Here is a 15,868-nt window from a genome sequence, read left to right as displayed (position 1 = left end):
TCATGGTATTCGACTCCGGGTTCGGTGACGCCGCGCGGCGAGGAGCCGAGCCGCACCGACGCCCGCAGGTCGTAAACGTCCGGTGGACAACGGCTTCGGACACAATGCGTCCGCTGCCAGCCCTGACGTTACCCAGCTCACGCTGGATCGGTGACGTCGTTCCTTGCACCCGCGCCTGTGCGTTCAGCCGCACCACCGGGGTCGTGTAGGGGATCGACCGCTACCGCAATGGCGATGATTTCCTCCGATTCGTTCTGAACTTCAATGTTGGAAAAAGCGTATGTCCGGGGGAGGGGTGCTCACCCGAGTAGATAGCTACTCGAATTCCCTTGTGGGATTGCGTAGTTCCGCAGCGAAGTGCGGTCGGCTGGTCGGCTCGGCCGGCTGACCGATCGGCTCTCCGCACAGCTCAGGGCCGGTGTGGCGGGATGCGCGGCGCAGCGAGCAGGTAGCGGCTTCCGCTGGACGCCTCGGTTCTGCGGCGGTGCGGGTATCGGCCGGACCGATAGGTGATCGAAGGATCGGTATCGGCCGAGCGGTGGATTCTGCTCAATCCCGCTGCGGCGATGGCATATCGACGCGGCGCACCGCTCGGATAACTTTGGTCCGGAGCGGGAAATCGAATTCACCTTCGGCGGTTTCCGGTCGGCTGCGCAGGTAGGTCCGTATTCGACCGAGCAGTTCGGCCCGCTGTTGTGCCGATATCACCACTGTGTGCGAATGCGTACCGATGGTCGCGGTGAGGGATTCGGCGGTCCTTCGATGGGTGTGAGCGAACTCGGACTGTTCGAAGTCGGTGAACAATGGATGCGACGGCAGCTTCTGCTCCGGCCCTGCCGGTGGAAACGACGCGTCCGATCGCACAACCCGTTGTAGCTCGGCGACCCACTCGACGCTGCCGTCGTCGGTGTTCCAGAATGCCGCGAAGACCCCATTCGGGCGCAGTACGCGTGCGATCTCCGGGAAGGCTCGCGTCTGGTCGAACCAATGGAACGCCTGCCCGGCCACCACCGCGTCCACCGATCCGGCGGGCAGCGGAATCGCCTCTGCCGCTCCGGAAAGCGCCGTCATATCGGGGAACCGGGTGCTCAGTTCGGCGCGCATCGCGTCATCGGGTTCGACGGCGATGACCTCGGCGCCGATGGCCAGCAGCCCCTCGGTGAGTTTGCCGGTACCGGCACCCAGATCGAGTACGACAGGTGCTTGTTCATCGTCGATCGGTGCCAATGCCCAGCGGATGCCCGCGGCCGGATAGTCCGGTCGATGCGTCGCGTAGACCTCGGCCTGCGCGCCGAACGAACTCGCCCGCTGTGCCCAGCGTGCTGCCTGGTCCATTACCTGATCAGTCGAATCCCCGGTTTCCGGCACAGCGACGACGGTACCCGGCATACGCGTGCCGGTGCAGCCGCTTTATGGTTCGTCGGCATCCTCGGGTACTGCGCTTCGATAAGGTGACCTGCGCGCACGCTGAAAAGGTCGCGGCGACAACGGAATTCACGATGTGTGAGGAGTATCTGACGCACGCCTTCGCGGAAATCGAAATGCTTTGTGCGGCAACGACTGTCGATGCCGGACCCGTCTTCGTGGTGGGACACGGCATGGGCGGCACAGTGGCCCCGCGGGTGGCCGCGGCCACCCTGGCAGGCATGGTGTTGCTCGCCGCGGATAGGCAGCCCATGCAGTGGGCCGCGGTAGGGGTGCTGCGGCACCTTGCCGAGATCGATCCCGCGTCCGTCGCGGCGTTCCCGTCCATCGAGACCATCATCGAACAGGCGAAACTGCCGGTCCATCCATGCCAACGGATTTCCGATGGTTGCAACACGTGGACGCCGAAGTCGTCGCGGATATCGCCGATTGGATGGAGTCGATCTTGTTGGGGGCGAACGGATGAACCCGAGCATAAGGTTCGGTTAAGACGCTCGGATCCGCTCGGATCGGTGACCTAGACTCGTGATTTGCCCTGCGTCCGAGGTGAGGGCGGGTGCGGGCTTTGCGGGTGCTGGAGGAGCGGTCAGTGGGAAACGAGACGGCATGGTCGGGGCTGCGGGATCAGGCCAAGGCCGGCAATATCAAGGTGGATCCGGATGTGGCGTTGGCGTGTGCGCAGGCATGCCACGACATGCTCACCCACCTGTCGGCATCCAAGGGTCTGCTGCAGGACGCCAGGATCAAGAATGTGAAGGATTTCGGGGGCTTCCGGTCCGGGAATCAGCTCGCGGGCAAGTTCAACGATAAGACGACGCAATTGAACGACAATCTGGTCGACCATATGCGGACGCTGCAGGACTTCATCGAACTGTTCAAGGCCGCGGGGGCCGCATACAAGGACGCGGAAGGGGTGTCGAAGGAAACCTTCGACAATCTCGCGAAGGTGAGCACCTCCGCGAGCGCGCTCGACCTGCAGTACCATAAGCCGAAATACGAGGAGCCGAGCGGGGATAAGCCGGACTTCCCGAAGGCGCTGCAGCATGATCCCAAGGGCGGGGAGAAGTCGGGGTGGGACGGCGCCGATATAGTCGTCGAGAACTCGGATTACCTGGGCTATCCCCAATTCTACGATCTCGGGCAGAATATCCAGCCGCAGACGCCATCGGAGGCGGGCAAGATCTGGGACTTCCTGGCGACCGAAATCGACGGGGCCGGAACAAAACTGAAGGATTCGCTGCACAAACTGACCGCCGCCAGCTGGCACGGCTACGGTGCCGACCAAGCCGTCGGTGCGATCGGCAAGTACAGCGACAACGTCAGGCAGCTGACCAACGAGATGGGGCTCGTATTCCAGAATTACGAATACACCTACCGATGGCTGTATACGACGAAGGACAATATGCCTTCGAACGGCAGTGACAGTTGCTGGGATCATTTGTGGGCCATCGAGGTGTATCGGGAGAACTTCGACAAGTACTACGCCGAAGGTCTGAACAACTCCGACAAGGGATTTCCGGTTCTCACCGCGCCACCGACACCAGCCAAACCGCCCGCGCCTACGACCGACGATCCGAAGGGCGATGGCAAGGGGGACGGGAAGGGCGACGGGAAGGGTGATGGCAAAGGTGACGGCCGCGGTAATGGCGGGGGCGACGGACGGGGCGGATCCGGGGCCGGGGCGGGGTCCGGTTCGGGCGGATCGGGTACCGGCGGCGGCACCGGTGCGGGGAAGGCGTCGATACCTGGCGGCGATAAGACGACCGGCGATGGCACGGGCACTGGCGCGGGGACAGGAACGGGAACAGGAACCGGCACCGGAACAGATACCGGCACGGGAACGGGAACAGGGACCGGCGCCTCGGGCACGTCGCAGGGCCAGGACATCATTTCCCCGCTGATGAACGCGTTGTCGCAAGGAATGCAGACGATCCCGGGCTTGCTGCAGTCGCTCGGGCAATATCTGGCCCAGCATCCGGTCGCGGCTCCGATCGACTTCGACAGCTTCTTCGAAAAGTTCCCGCAGATCAAGGAATTGATCGCCACGAACCCGGAGTTGAAGCCGCTGGCCGATCTGCTGCACGTCCCGACGCAGGACAGCGCGACACCCGCCGCGGGTGCGGTCGAACCCGCTGTGAGCAGCGCGGTGCAGCCCGCGTCCATGACGCGGCTGTTTCCGCGCGCCGCGCTACCCACTGTCGGGGGCTTTACCTTTCCCGGGATCGGTAATGTGGAAAAGCAGTTGGAGACCGCGATTCGCCGTTTCGCCGACGGCGTCAGGCTGGAGATTCCCGGTATGCCATCCGGTGCGGGTGTGCCCGGTGCCGCCGAGTCCGGAGCCGGTTGGACACTCGGCATACCCGGCGTGGCCGCCCAGGATTCCGCGGCACCCGTTGCGGCTCAGGCGGAGTCGAGTGAGGCTCGGACCTCGGAGCAGTTCGTGCCCGCGCTGCCGGTGGATCAGTTGTGACATCGACCTGGGAGTTCACCGACCTGGAATTCAAGGTGCTGTGGGAGCGGTGGCTGCATAGCCGGTATATGCCGGAGCCGCTCACCTACACCAGTCGAACGCCATGGCGCGACGACTACGACCGGGAGAAGTTCCAGACCTGGGAACGGCTACAGGACACCCTCGACGGCGCGCTGCGCGAAGTCTTCGAAATCCTTGCTCGGCCCGATGTTTTGGTGAAGGTGCTCGGCTGGAACGATGCAGACAAGGACGACCCGAAACTGTGGGTACGGGCGCGCGCCGTCCGAACCGGTGCTCGCGGATTTCTGCTGACCCAGGTGCCCGGTGAAACTACTTCGCACAGTGGTGGTTACGTCATTACCGAATGCGGTCCATGGGGTGTGGCCGATGCGGTCGTGCGGACACTGCCCAAGGCCGATCCGGGGCGGATCGGGAGCATTCCGATCCTGACCGATCGGATCGATGACCACGAGCGGTTGGATTTCGGTGGCTCGCGAGTCATCGAAACCGTCACCGCGGCAACGGTGAGTCGAAGTGATCAGTTCTTCGCCGTCCCGGCCACACGGACCGGCGTGATCACCATTCACCAGGGCCATTCGAAGTTCGGCCCGCGCGGCATTCTGGAGCGGATTCTGTTGTGGCGTGATCTGCCCGACGACGGACGCTACGTGATCGAACTCGACCAGGCGCCGGTCGCCACCGGCATCGGCCATGAACGACTGGCCATCAAGATCGATGATCGGATCGCGGAAATGCTCCAGCGCGTCGAGACGCACTGGGAGTCGGGTTAGTTCGTCAGCTCGCGCTCGATTTGCGGAAGAACAGGACGTTGTCGCCGTAGTCGGCGAGCGGGATCGCGAGTGCGGCTTGCCGGATGCCGCTCGCGGGTAGGTGGGTGAGCTTCGCGAACATGGCGGTGTTGCCGAATGCGGCCCGGACCTGGGTTTCGGAAGCGTAATCGGCGCCGTAGTCGGCCAGGGCGGCGAAGTCCAACGGTGCCAGTGGCGTGTCGAGTGGGGCTTGGCCGCTCGGGCGACCGAGCGCGGCGTATTGGGTGGCCGCGCCGTCCTCGTAGCGGCACAGCTCGTAGGACATCTTTTCGTTCGCGGTGACGCTGATCACCGGCCAGCGGTTGGAAAGGTGCTGTGCCAGTGGATGTTTGCCGACCGGTGCCATCTCCCAGTTCAGGCTCATGACGACGACCGAACCGCCGTGGGGCTGTTCGACGAGCACTACGTCATCGCCGAGGGATTCCACCGAGTTCAGTTCGGGATCGAAGGTGTGCCAGTGGGTTTCGTGCGCGCCGCGCACCGCCGAGCGGTCGACTTGGCGTGCGCTATCGGCGGCGTAGGCCGCGATAATGGCCGCACGGACCTGGGCGAGGGCGTCCCGGGAACTGCAGCGCACGCTCAATGCGCCGAATGTCGCACCGATCTCCACCGGCCGCGATGGCGGATCCGGTAGTGCACCCGCGGCCAACGGCTTCAAGCCGACCAGCGCGAGCTTCCAGTTGATCTCCTCGATCGTCGACAGGTCACCGGAGGTTTGGTACAGGATCTGCTGCTGCGTGAGGTGTCCCGCGCGCTGCAGGGTCCGGCATTCGAGTTTGGTGAGCGCCGTGAAGGTCTTGTTGGTGAGGTCGATGTCCTCGATCCGGGTTTCGCGCAGCCGCGACGTCATCTCCGGTGTGGTGAGTGCCGCATACCGTTCGCGGTACATCGCGACGGCCTGTTTGCGCTGCCTGCCGACCATCAGCGTCCGCAGCAGCATGTTCAAGCTGGCCAGATACTTACCGGCCTGGTCCGGATTCGCCGCGAACAGCGCACTGCGGATCCGCACGGCGTCCTCGCTGGCGGCGACGGCGGCGTTCGGGTCGAGACGGCACAGCCACACGCCGCATTTGGACAAGCCGTCGGCGCATACCGCGGCCACCTGCGGATGTGTTCGCGCCACTTGACGGTAGGTATGGCAGGCATTGCGGATGGTGCTGGCCGCCAGTTCCCGGTGACCGATGTGGCGGGTCGCCTGCTCGAATACGCGCAGCGCGTCTTGCACTTCACCGGCGAACTCCGCGGTGACCCGTCCGGCGGCGAGCCAGTGCAGCCGGATGCCGACGGACTCCTGGGATGGCGCCAACGCCTCGGCCGTGCGGTCACGTCCCTCGCCGTTCTTGGTGGCGATCAAACCCTTGGCGAGATCGCACAGTGACGTGGCCAAACGCAACTCGTTCTCGACCGTTCGGTCGACGGCTGCCCGGCGATCCTCGGCTACCCGACGCTCGAGTGCACTCAGATCCATCGCGACCTCAACTCCCGCATTACCTTCCGCGCCACGGTCGTCGAGCGGCCGCATTCTGCTCGACCGAGTTTGCCATACAAATGGCCGGAACGAGCAGGCAATCCCCCGGCGACCGCCCCCGCCGCGATCGACCGGTTGACAGGCCCGTGACCCGCTCCCGGGCGCTGGGGCCGTTCTGCGCAGACCACACGGTGTGCGGAGGTGGCGCCGAGCAAAACGAACTTGTCCGGGGTGGTTGCGGCCAGGGTTGGTGCTCAGCTCTCGAGCAGCAGCGTCACCGGTCCGTCGTTGACGAGTTCGACGTGCATATGCGCGCCGAACCGTCCGGTGGCGACGGTCGCGCCGAGGTCGCGCAGCGCTTGTGCGAATACCTCGACCAGCGGTTCGGCGACGGAGCCCGGCGCGGCCGCCGACCAGGACGGCCGCCGCCCCTTCCCGGTATCGGCGTAGAGCGTGAACTGACTGACCACCAGGATCGGCGCATCCAGATCAGCGGCGGAGCGTTCCCCGTCCAGAATCCGCAGCCGCCACACCTTGTCCGCCAAACTCTTCGCGGTCGCCGCGGTGTCGTCATGCGTCACCCCGACCAGGGTCACCAGCCCCTGCGGTTTCGGGTCGATCCGCCCGACGGTTTCCCCGGCCACGGTCACCTGCGCGGCGGATACGCGCTGCACCAGTACTCGCATGCCCCGATCCTCGCATCCGGATATTCGCGCGCCGTGGGTGCATCGGATCCGCTGTCGAGCTAGGGCTCCTCGTCCGGCTCGTTCGAAGTTTCGACCGTTTCGGCTGTCTCGGCCTCAGCGGTCGGCAGTGCTTCGGCAGTGTGTGCGGATGTCAGGTCGCGCAATACGGACGGGTCGATCTCGAGGTCCATCCAGGATGTGAGATCCGGCGCGGAAATCGGCGTATCTCGCACTGCCAGAAAGGTATCGAGGAGGGCGCGCGTATCGGGGGTCATGACGGAGTTCATGGACGACAGTTCGTCCTGCAGGATTTCCAGCCCGGATGCGGCCTCGATTCCGGGGGATTCGGGATCGACGTGCCGCCATGGCACGGCGGCCGTCCACGACGGGTCGCCGCAGGCCCAGGCCCAGATGACATCGCGAACGACCGTGTGCTGCAACGTATACACGCGGAAATGGTCCGCGGCGGATCCGGCGCGGTGTTCTATTTCGTAGACCCACTCGTGGCGGCGCGTTTGGATATAGGTCTCGTCCGCGCGCGAGACGACCACAAACGGATCGTCCGGGTCGGCGGCGGCCACCACGAAGTCCTCGAGCAGCGCGGTGGTGAGATAGGGAATTGTCCGTCCGTCACCGACGCTCACGCGGACATCGACATGCCCGCGCGGATCGTACAGGTGCCCGGTCTCGACGTCGAGCACGGCCAGGTCGCGGTCCTTGGTCAGCTTCAATACGGCGAGTAGGTGCTGTTCCCGGTTCGGCCCCCAGGTGCGCAATACCGCTCCGCGCGAATCTGCAACGGTCGCAACGAATCCGACCGCGCCACCGTTGCGATTGATCTCGGCGACCAGGTCGTCGACGGCAGGTGGTGCCACGCTGTGGTTCGGGTAGTCGCACATCTGCTGGTACCGCTCCAGGGCGTCGAGTGCGCTGTCGACCGCACCGGCCGATACCACCGCGAACTCGCACGTCACCGCCAAGCTGGTCAGCAGTGTCTCGAACTCCGGTGTGGGGCGCACCTCGACGTTGTCGTCGTCATCGATCCGGGTTGCGGCGGCCAGGCTGATCTCGCCGTCGTTCCACCAGTAGACCGCCGGGCTGATGGGCCGCGGTTCGTTGCGATAGGTGTTGGCGGCCACCTTGCCGAGCAGCATCATGGCCGTCAGCGCGTGCGGTCCGGCGATCGGATGCGCGTAAACGTTGCCCTCGTGTGATGTGACGAAAAGTGCTCCGTGCGTGCCGATTACCGGATAGTCGCCGAGCCACTTCGGATGGGTGCTCGCGCAGTCCGAGCCGGTCAGGATGGCGAAGTAGGCATCGTTGTAGCCCCGCCACTCGATATCGAGGCGGTCCGCACGCGTATTCGCCTCGGCCAGGTCGAAGAGTTCGGCGGCGTCGATCTCCCAGTGGGCGAGCAGGGCGGGTGTGACGGGCTCGGCGGTGAGCAGGTTATTGATCACCGCCACCTGGATGATTCCCGGCGCGATGGAGCGGGCGATGGTGTCGATGCCGGGGGCGGTGTCGGCCGGTGCGAATCTCGTCCTGAGCAGGCTGCGCACGACGGCGAATTCGTTGGTATGCAGTGGATCCGAATATTCCATATCCACGTGGGCGAGGAACGTTCCGACGTGGTCGGTGATGAGCGCAGGCCACTGGTCGAATGGCAGCTCGTTCAGTCTGCGGCGCAGGTCGTGTAGCCGCAGGATGTGCGGGCCGTCGCCACGCGGCCCCATCAACCGCACCTCGTCGGCTTCGGTCGCCCGGCAGGAGTACCCCAAATGCTCGGCTGCCACGGTTATCAGCGAAATCAGCGGGTCCGAAGGCACGTCGGCCACTATGTCTCCTGAAGATCGGCGTCACACCGACATTAGGTGAATTGATACGCACCAGTTGTCGCCGTTCTTGGGAGGCGATCAGGGGGAGCGACGGCTGGGCGGGAGTCCGCATGGGATCCGTTAACGCCGGTAGCCGCCGTGTCTGTGCGCTGGCAGCATGCGCCCATGGAGTTGGGTGCGGATCGGTCGACGGTGAACGAGCACAGCGGGCCGGATCCAGCTCCCGGGCTCGGTCGGCATCGCGCGACGTATCTCCCGGTGGCGGTGCGGTGGCGGCGGTATCGGACGATGGGGATCGTCACCGCGGTGGGGTGGGGGCTGCTGCTGGTTTCCGTGATCGGCGGGTTCGTGGTCGGGCAGATCTTCGCCGGAGTGTTCGCGGTGATGTTCTCGGCGCGGCTGCTGTGGGATCTGGGGCGGTTGTGGCATTTCGAGAAACGCAATCGTGGATCGCGGCTCGAGTTGTATCAGCACGGGCTCACCGTCGCCTTTCGCGGCGAGGTGCGGGTCTGCCGTTACGACATGACGTCGGTGCTGCAGAACATCGTGCGGCACACCGAATATGGGTCGACCACCCACATCAGCTATGCCTATACCTGCGTCGATATCACGGGTGCGAAGGTCATCGTGCGCAGTGGGTTCGAGCGTTCGAACGAATGGGGTCCGGCGATCCAGCGTGCAGTCACCGATGCCCAATTGCCCCGTGCCGCAGCCGCACTCGACGCCGGGCAGCGACTCGATTTCGGCGATATCTGGATGACCGCGGACCTGGTCGGTTCCGGCGGCAAATCCATGCCATGGTCCCGGATCGAAGAGACCAGGGTTCGTGATGGTCTGGTCGGTCTGCGGGTCGCCGGGCAGTGGCGGGCGCTGACGACGACGCCGCTACGGTACGTTCCGAACTTCTTCGTATTCCTTGCGCTTGCGGAGGATCTGCGGCGGCGAAATCTATCCGGCTGAGCGCGTCAATAAGTCGTAAATCGGCGCCGCGATGTGTTCCGGCGGCATCGGATCGAACGTCGGAGCCCGACCAGCGCGGATTGTTGGTCGCCGAGTTCCGTTGCCCCGCAACCGCATATCAGAACAGCGTAAATTCGTGGTCCGCGTGCTGGCTGTTCGATCGCCGTTCATGTCACTGTCGAATGTCGGTTTGTCGGTGGAAGGGTCAGCGTGGCGGAGAAGGTGCGGGTCACCCCGGAACAACTGCGCAGTGCCGCACGGGATATGGGTATCCTGCGTGACCGGGTCGGTGCGATTCTGACGAATCTGGAGACATCGCTGGCGGCCAAGGGGGCGGCCTGGGGCAATGACAGCTATGGCAGCAACTTCGCCGACGGACCCGAGGGGTACACGCTCACGCACGCCGACATCGAGAAGGGTATGGGCGATCTGCGGACGACCCTCGACTCGTACTCCGACGGCCAGTACAAGGCCGCGACGGCGCTGGCCAATGACCACTTCGGGAACTAGCGCGGGGTCGAGTTGTCCCTGTACTTGCCGCCGTGGCTGCATTGGCTCGGCTTCATCGCCGGTTCGTATTGGCCGGCGGGTGACGAGGACGATATCTGGGCGATCCGCGACGACTGGCAGGCCGCCAGCGACGCGATTCGCGATCTGCTGCCCGAACTGAAGGCCGCGGCGAAGGCGACCGAAGACGCCTATCCGTGGGGCGATGGCATCGAGGCCATGCGGGCGCGGTTGCACGAGCTCCAGGTGGGCGATAAGTCTGTCGCCCACCTCGCCGATGTCCTTGCGGCGATGGCCGATTCGGCGGATGCGCTCGGCACCGAGATCGAGTACACCAAACTGCTCATCTACACCGGGCTGGCCATGCTGGCCACCGAGATCGCCCTGGTCTGGATTCCGCCGACACCGATGTCGCCGGGGTTGGAGGCGGCAGCGATGGCGGCCCAGCGACTCGCCATTCGCCTGATCGGCGAGAAGGCGATCGAGACGATAGGCAAGATTCTGGCCAGGTCGGGCATCGGCTGGATGCTGAAATTCACGGTCCGGCACGTGGTTTTGAGCACCCTGCTCGGTGCGGGTCAGGATTTCGCCATTCAGGGTTGGCAGATCGGCAAGGGCAGCCGGCAGGATTTCGACTGGGAACGGCTGCGGACGACCGCGGTCACCGCGGCCGTCGCGGGCGCGTTCGGCGGTCCTGCCGGTGGCGCATTCGGCAAACTCGCCAACAAGATTCCACTGCCGACCAACTACCTGACCGGGATCACCAAGGGCGCGGTGGTCGGTGCGGGCGCGGGGGTGGTCGGCGGATATGGGGCGTGGGCCAGCGGTTCGATTCTGAACGACCCCGATGCGAAGGTCTGGGATCCGCGGACTTGGAATTACGGGGCTATTGATCCTCGGAAGATCGATCCGCTGGTGTTGACGAGTACGTCGGCGTACGGCGTGCTCGTCGGTGGTAATCGGGGGGCCGAACACGTTGACGACATGCGCCGGGCCGCGGCCGCGGCGAATCGAGGGGCGACATCCGGGGGATATCGAGCGCCGGAGGCCGGCCGGTACGGTGGCGATGGGAGTGCCGCACATTCACCGGAAACTGGTGTGGGGCAACGAGATCCGGCGGGTAGTGGTTCGCGTGGTGTGGATCCGGCGGCGAGTGGTGCCAACTCCGCTGAAAGCCGTCCCACATCCGGTAAGGCAAAACCTATAGGGACAGAAGGGCATTCGCAGTCGACAACTCCAGCAAAGGCGTCCGAGGGTACCGGCGCGGAACCCCGTCCCCAGCGGCCGATCAGCACAGAGCCTCGCGCAACCGGCAACGGATCCCGTGCAGGTATCCCGCAACACCTCGGCGGAACTGGCGGCCCCGATGCCCACCAGCCGATACAAGCACACCCCGGAGAGTCGCAGGCCCCGAGGTCGGTTGGCGATAGCAAGGCCGCGAGCAGCAGTGACGGCAGTGCACCGCACCGGACACCTGCCGAACCGCAGGTCCGTGCCGAGGACTCGTCCGCGGAGCATCAGCCGAAACTCGCGGGCGAGCAGCCGACGCGGGAGCATTTGACGTCGGACGGGCAGCAGTCGCGTTCAGGGGGTGAGCAGTCGCGTCTGGAGAGGCAGGCGCCGCGACCAGAGGGGGAGTCGCCGGACAATGCGCGACCGGAATCCGAGGCGGCGCAGCCAAAGACGGAAGGCGAGCAGGCGCGCGAGAACGGACGGTCCGAGCAGGAGTCCGGGGCGCAGCCGTGGCGATTGCGGCAGGTGGATCGCCAAGTGCCGCATGAGTTGTCGCCGTCGGTGCGCGGTGAGGTCGAGGTGTTGGCGCGTGATCGGGCGGCGTTGACGGAGCGGTTGCCAGAGTTGCGGGCCGCGCGGGATTCGGCGGTGGAGGCGGTGTATCGGGAGCGGCTGCCGCTGGAGGAGCGGAATTTGTCTACTCCGGAGGGCGTAGCTGCCGAGGTGCACCGGTTGCGCGATCGGACGATGAGCACTGAGGAGGCGCCACGGAAGTTGGCGGCGATCGATGCGCTGGAACAGGCGGCCAACAGGCACAACGAGGTTCGTGATCAGATGTTGGCGAAAGCCGATGAGATCACCGCTGCCGCGAGTAGCGACTACCTGAAATCGCAGGGTGCGGACGAGGTTTCGGATCGAGTTGGGTTGGTCGAGGGTCATCCGCCGCGTGTGATCGTGGTCGGTCGCAGTTCTGAGGGCGGCGCGGGTTCGCCGCATGATCGGTTACTGGCGCAGGCATTGCGTGCGGAGGCGGCGCGGGGTGAGTCCCGACTGGCCGATGCGTTGGCTCACCCGGGCGCGGACATCAATTACGTTCGCCTGGCCACGGATTCGTCCGGCCAGACGCATACGTCCAACCTGGAATCGCCATCTCCGCGACAGTTCGTGCCGGAGCGCCCGACCCCGCCCGAGGTGGTAGCGGCGGCCCGCGAGCACGCCGCGCGCGTGCAGCTGTTGCGCGAGCTGAACTCCGCACGTGATGCGGCGGTGGCGGCGGTATACCGCGAGAAGCTACCTCTCGATGAGAACAACCTGTCCACTCCGGAGGAGGTAGCGGCCGAAGCGCACCATTTGCGCGATCGGACGATGAGCTCCGAGGAGGCGCCGCGAAAGTTGGCCGCGATCGCCGCGCTCGAGCGCGCCGCCAATGACTACAACGAGGTCAAGGCCGAAACGCAAAGGGCAGCGAATGAATTGGCCGCTGCCGAGGAGGCCGCAGCCACACCAGGGAACTCGACCGGAACGCCGATGCGCTCCCCCGATTCGGGCGCGGCCGCCGCCCTCGGACCGCACACCCCAGAAGGCAAGCAGACCAGCGAAGGACAACCGCCGACCCACCCACGTCCCGAAGCGGATGCCGGAGCCACCGAGCCGTCGGAACCACCCGAGATGACCTCCAGGATCCCCTATACACCAAGGTATTTCGACCCACCAGGTGCCGAGCGCTACGACGCCCCGGAGGCTCCGGACGACAGCGTGTGGGAGGGGCCGGAGCCCGAGCCGGAGCCGGAACCTGAGCCCGAGCCGGAACCGGAGCCGGAGCCGGAGCCCGAACCGGAGCCGGAGCCCGAGCCGGAGCCCGAGCCGGAGCCCGAGCCCGAACCGGAGCCCGAGCCTGAACCGGAGCCCGAGCCCGAACCGGAGCCGGAGCCCGAGCCCGAGCCCGAGCCCGAGCCCGAGCCTGAACCGGAGCCCGAGCCTGAACCGGAGCCCGAGCCCGAACCGGAGCCCGAACCCGAGCCCGAGCCCGAGCCCGAGCCCGAGCCCGAGCCCGAGCCCGAGCCCGAGCCGGAACCGGAGCCCGAACCGGAGCCCGAACCCGAGCCGGAACCGGAGCTGGAGCCCGAGCCCGAACCGGAGCCCGAGCCCGAACCGGAGCCCGAACCGGAGCCGGAGCCGGAGCCGGAACATGCGTACCGGGCGTTGACCGAGTTGTCGGATCACCCTGTGCCCGAGGGCAATCGGTCGCTGGATGCGGGTGGCGTCGATGATTTCGGCGGTGATCGGGACTGGGTGCGGCGGGATGGGTTTTCGTTGGTGCCATCGGTCGGTGCGGGGCGGATATGGCGGTCGCTTCCGCACAGGCGTATGCCGTGCCGGTGGCGACCGCGGTGCCGATATCCGAGATGGCCGACGCGGGTGGTTCGTCAGGTAGCCCCGGCGTCGGATCGGTCGGGTCGGCACACATGGTTTCGGCGAGCCGGGTGGTCGGTAACCCCGAGCTGTCGGTGAATGGTAGGAGGCGCGGTGGTGATGTTGTGTTCGTGCGGTCGCTGAGCGGTTATGGCGAACTCGCCGTCCTGGACCCGGTGTCCGGGGCGCTGCGCGAAGTCGGGACCGGGTCGTCGGCGGTCACCCAGTTGGGTGGTGTCTTCGGCGATCTCGGTGGTGTGCCGGTGGTGCTCTATCGAGACGGGTCCGGTCTCATGCTGCGAGTCGGCACACAGATCGTGCCGACCGATGAGCCGGGTCTGCACGTCGAGTGGCATCGCGTGGTGATGGCACCGGGTGGCGGTGTTCACGCGCGCCTGACGGTGTCGGTCCGCGATGAAGTGATGTGCGTACTTCGCTACCCGAATCTGCCCGCCGACAACGATCTCGGGCGCTTCGTCCGCGACGTGCTGGCCGATCCGCAGCGTCGCAGCCGGGTATTCGAATCAAGGGAGGTCCTATGACGCGCGAGCACTCCAACGCCGAGATATTCGCCCTCATCGACGATTTCGAGAAGCAGATGGGCGAGATCGCGCGGCTGCAACGCGAGCGCAATCTGATCGTCGGTCGAGCTACGGTGCAGGGCAAGCGCATAACCGTCACAGTCAATGCCGACGGTGTCATCATCAGCGTCGAATTCGGTCCGAAGATCGACGAACTGCGCTATAGCGAGATCGCGATGGCGGTGGTCGCCGCCGCGCAGCAGGCGGCCGCCGACGCCACCCGCCGAGCCCAGGAGCTGATGGCACCCCTGCTCACGCATCGGGCTCAGTTGCCGAAGCTGTCCGATCTGGTCGAGGGCATCCCCGACTTGACCGCCATGATGCCGCGGCCGGTGCCTGCCCCGACTGAACCGCCCCGGCTCGAATCGGAGCGCGCCACTATGGCTTTCACCGATGTCGAGGCCTTCGACCACGACCGGACCGAGCGACGCGGGGTCACCGACTCCAGCTGGTGACCCACCCGGGGAAAGCGCTGTAACTGCCACGGCACTTTCCGTTCACGTTCGAGCTACTGACGAGTCGCCGAGCGCTGTCATCGTCGAATCAGAGGATCCGATGGTGCAGGGTGCGGGGGACCGCAGGAGCTCGAGGAGTAGTGCGATGTCGGACAAGTTGAGGCACGACGCGGACCTGTTCGAGAAGGCCGCGGAGCGGACCAGCGCGGTCCGGGATCGGGTCAATTCCGTGCTGAGCACCCTCGATAGTGCGCTGACCGGTCGCGGCGCCCCGTGGGGTAACGATAAGCTCGGCGCCCAGTTCGCCGAGGGCGACCAGGGTTATCTGGTGGCGCGCGAGAAGATGAGCGCGAATATCAAGACCACGGCGACGAATTTCGACAACTTCTACTCCGGCCAGACCAAGACGGCAAAAGAGTTGCGGCGCATGGACACGTCCAATGGCGACGGCTTCCGGTAGTCGAGGTCGGCGCAGCGCATGACGAATGAATTCGCCAAGGCCGAGATGGCTGCCGTACTCGATGAAGTCCAGCAACAGTTTCGGGCGATCGCACAGGTACAGCGGCAGCGCGCCGAACTGACCGCCAGCGCGACGGTACGCAAGCGGATCACGGTGACGGTGAATGCCGACGGCACCATCATCGAAACCAAATTCGCTGCCGGTGTGGAGGAATTGAGCTACAGCGAGATCGCCAAGGCGGTGACCGAAGCGGCGCAGAAGGCTACCGCCGAGGTGATGCGTAAGGCGCAGGAGTTGATGATGCCGCTGCACGATCGTCGTGCCCGGCTGCCCAAACTCTCGGATCTGATCGAAGGCATGCCCGATCTGAGCGCCGAAATGCCGAAGGCGCCAAGGGTTTCCCTCGCGCCGCCGAATGCCGAAGAGCGGCGCACCGTCGCGGACGACGACAGCGCGCCCATGGAATTCAGCAATGTCGAGGTCGTTTCTCGGCAGGTGGGCGCGGACCGCGGGGTCACCGATTCCAGTTGGTGACCCGGGGGTGAG

14 protein-coding genes are annotated in these 15,868 nt (G+C 65.6%); 10 read left to right on the top strand and 4 right to left on the bottom strand.

The window, feature by feature from the left end; translation table 11 throughout:
- Positions 1-549: 549 nt before the first annotated feature.
- Positions 550-1,368 (bottom strand): class I SAM-dependent methyltransferase, encoded by an 819-nt coding sequence (locus ACQP1G_RS41745; RefSeq protein ID WP_433195568.1) that lies wholly within the window; start codon positions 1,366-1,368, stop codon positions 550-552.
- An 83-nt stretch (positions 1,369-1,451) separates the two neighbouring features.
- Between ACQP1G_RS41745 and ACQP1G_RS41740 the strand changes: the two genes are divergently transcribed.
- From ACQP1G_RS41740 to ACQP1G_RS41730, 3 genes are all read left to right on the top strand, one after another.
- On the top strand, positions 1,452-1,946 hold the full coding sequence (locus ACQP1G_RS41740; RefSeq protein ID WP_433195566.1) for an alpha/beta fold hydrolase: 495 nt from the start codon (positions 1,452-1,454) through the stop codon (positions 1,944-1,946).
- 68 nt (positions 1,947-2,014) lie between these two features.
- Complete coding sequence (locus ACQP1G_RS41735) at positions 2,015-3,895, top strand: hypothetical protein (RefSeq protein WP_433195564.1); 1,881 nt, start codon at positions 2,015-2,017, stop codon at positions 3,893-3,895.
- Complete coding sequence (locus tag ACQP1G_RS41730) at positions 3,892-4,686, top strand: ESX secretion-associated protein EspG (protein ID WP_433195562.1); 795 nt, start codon at positions 3,892-3,894, stop codon at positions 4,684-4,686. Before ACQP1G_RS41735 ends, ACQP1G_RS41730 begins: the two co-directional genes overlap by 4 nt.
- 4 nt (positions 4,687-4,690) lie before the next feature.
- Here the strand turns inward: ACQP1G_RS41730 and ACQP1G_RS41725 are convergent, their stop codons facing one another.
- The 3 genes from ACQP1G_RS41725 to ACQP1G_RS41715 form a co-directional block, all read right to left on the bottom strand.
- A complete protein-coding gene (locus tag ACQP1G_RS41725) occupies positions 4,691-6,193 on the bottom strand; it encodes a hypothetical protein (protein WP_433195560.1) in 1,503 nt (500 codons plus the stop codon).
- 254 nt (positions 6,194-6,447) lie between these two features.
- On the bottom strand, positions 6,448-6,879 hold the full coding sequence (gene dtd, locus ACQP1G_RS41720) for a D-aminoacyl-tRNA deacylase (protein WP_433195558.1): 432 nt from the start codon (positions 6,877-6,879) through the stop codon (positions 6,448-6,450).
- 59 nt (positions 6,880-6,938) lie between these two features.
- The gene (locus tag ACQP1G_RS41715) at positions 6,939-8,714 is read right to left on the bottom strand and encodes a hypothetical protein (protein WP_433195556.1); all 1,776 of its coding nucleotides are present in this window, start codon (positions 8,712-8,714) and stop codon (positions 6,939-6,941) included.
- A 165-nt stretch (positions 8,715-8,879) separates the two neighbouring features.
- On the opposite strand from ACQP1G_RS41715, the gene ACQP1G_RS41710 reads away from it, so the two are divergent.
- From ACQP1G_RS41710 to ACQP1G_RS41680, 7 genes are all read left to right on the top strand, one after another.
- Positions 8,880-9,674, top strand: coding sequence for a DUF6585 family protein (locus ACQP1G_RS41710; protein ID WP_433195554.1), 795 nt, complete (start codon positions 8,880-8,882; stop codon positions 9,672-9,674).
- A gap of 210 nt (positions 9,675-9,884) precedes the next feature.
- Positions 9,885-10,184 carry a WXG100 family type VII secretion target gene (locus ACQP1G_RS41705; protein ID WP_433195552.1) on the top strand — a complete coding sequence of 100 codons (300 nt, stop codon included), beginning with the start codon at positions 9,885-9,887 and terminating at the stop codon, positions 10,182-10,184.
- 12 nt (positions 10,185-10,196) lie between these two features.
- Entirely contained in the window at positions 10,197-13,925 is a 3,729-nt protein-coding gene (locus tag ACQP1G_RS41700; protein WP_433195550.1) for a hypothetical protein, read from the top strand.
- 26 nt (positions 13,926-13,951) lie between these two features.
- A complete protein-coding gene (locus tag ACQP1G_RS41695; RefSeq protein ID WP_433195548.1) occupies positions 13,952-14,368 on the top strand; it encodes a hypothetical protein in 417 nt (138 codons plus the stop codon).
- Positions 14,365-14,862, top strand: coding sequence for a YbaB/EbfC family nucleoid-associated protein (locus ACQP1G_RS41690; RefSeq protein WP_433195546.1), 498 nt, complete (start codon positions 14,365-14,367; stop codon positions 14,860-14,862). The genes ACQP1G_RS41695 and ACQP1G_RS41690 overlap by 4 nt, the downstream gene beginning before the upstream one ends.
- Before the next feature lie 145 nt (positions 14,863-15,007).
- The gene (locus ACQP1G_RS41685) at positions 15,008-15,322 is read left to right on the top strand and encodes a hypothetical protein (protein ID WP_433195544.1); all 315 of its coding nucleotides are present in this window, start codon (positions 15,008-15,010) and stop codon (positions 15,320-15,322) included.
- 18 nt (positions 15,323-15,340) lie between these two features.
- Positions 15,341-15,856, top strand: coding sequence for a YbaB/EbfC family nucleoid-associated protein (locus tag ACQP1G_RS41680; RefSeq protein WP_433195542.1), 516 nt, complete (start codon positions 15,341-15,343; stop codon positions 15,854-15,856).
- Positions 15,857-15,868 lie beyond the last annotated feature (12 nt).

The sequence above is a fragment of the Nocardia sp. CA-107356 genome, assembly GCF_050946365.1.
Classification (GTDB): domain Bacteria; phylum Actinomycetota; class Actinomycetes; order Mycobacteriales; family Mycobacteriaceae; genus Nocardia.
The sequence above is the reverse complement of the archived record's forward strand: the minus strand, read 5'-3'. Positions and strand labels throughout refer to the sequence as shown.

What these genes read in the sequence shown, in the direction of transcription:
- ACQP1G_RS41680 (WP_433195542.1), top strand. Translation starts at nt 15,341, where the DNA reads ATGACGAATGAATTCGCCAAGGCCGAGATGGCTGCCGTACTCGATGAA.
- ACQP1G_RS41685 (WP_433195544.1), top strand. Translation starts at nt 15,008, where the DNA reads ATGTCGGACAAGTTGAGGCACGACGCGGACCTGTTCGAGAAGGCCGCG.
- dtd (WP_433195558.1), bottom strand. Translation starts at nt 6,879, where the DNA reads ATGCGAGTACTGGTGCAGCGCGTATCCGCCGCGCAGGTGACCGTGGCC.
- ACQP1G_RS41725 (WP_433195560.1), bottom strand. Translation starts at nt 6,193, where the DNA reads ATGGATCTGAGTGCACTCGAGCGTCGGGTAGCCGAGGATCGCCGGGCA.
- ACQP1G_RS41710 (WP_433195554.1), top strand. Translation starts at nt 8,880, where the DNA reads ATGGAGTTGGGTGCGGATCGGTCGACGGTGAACGAGCACAGCGGGCCG.
- ACQP1G_RS41690 (WP_433195546.1), top strand. Translation starts at nt 14,365, where the DNA reads ATGACGCGCGAGCACTCCAACGCCGAGATATTCGCCCTCATCGACGAT.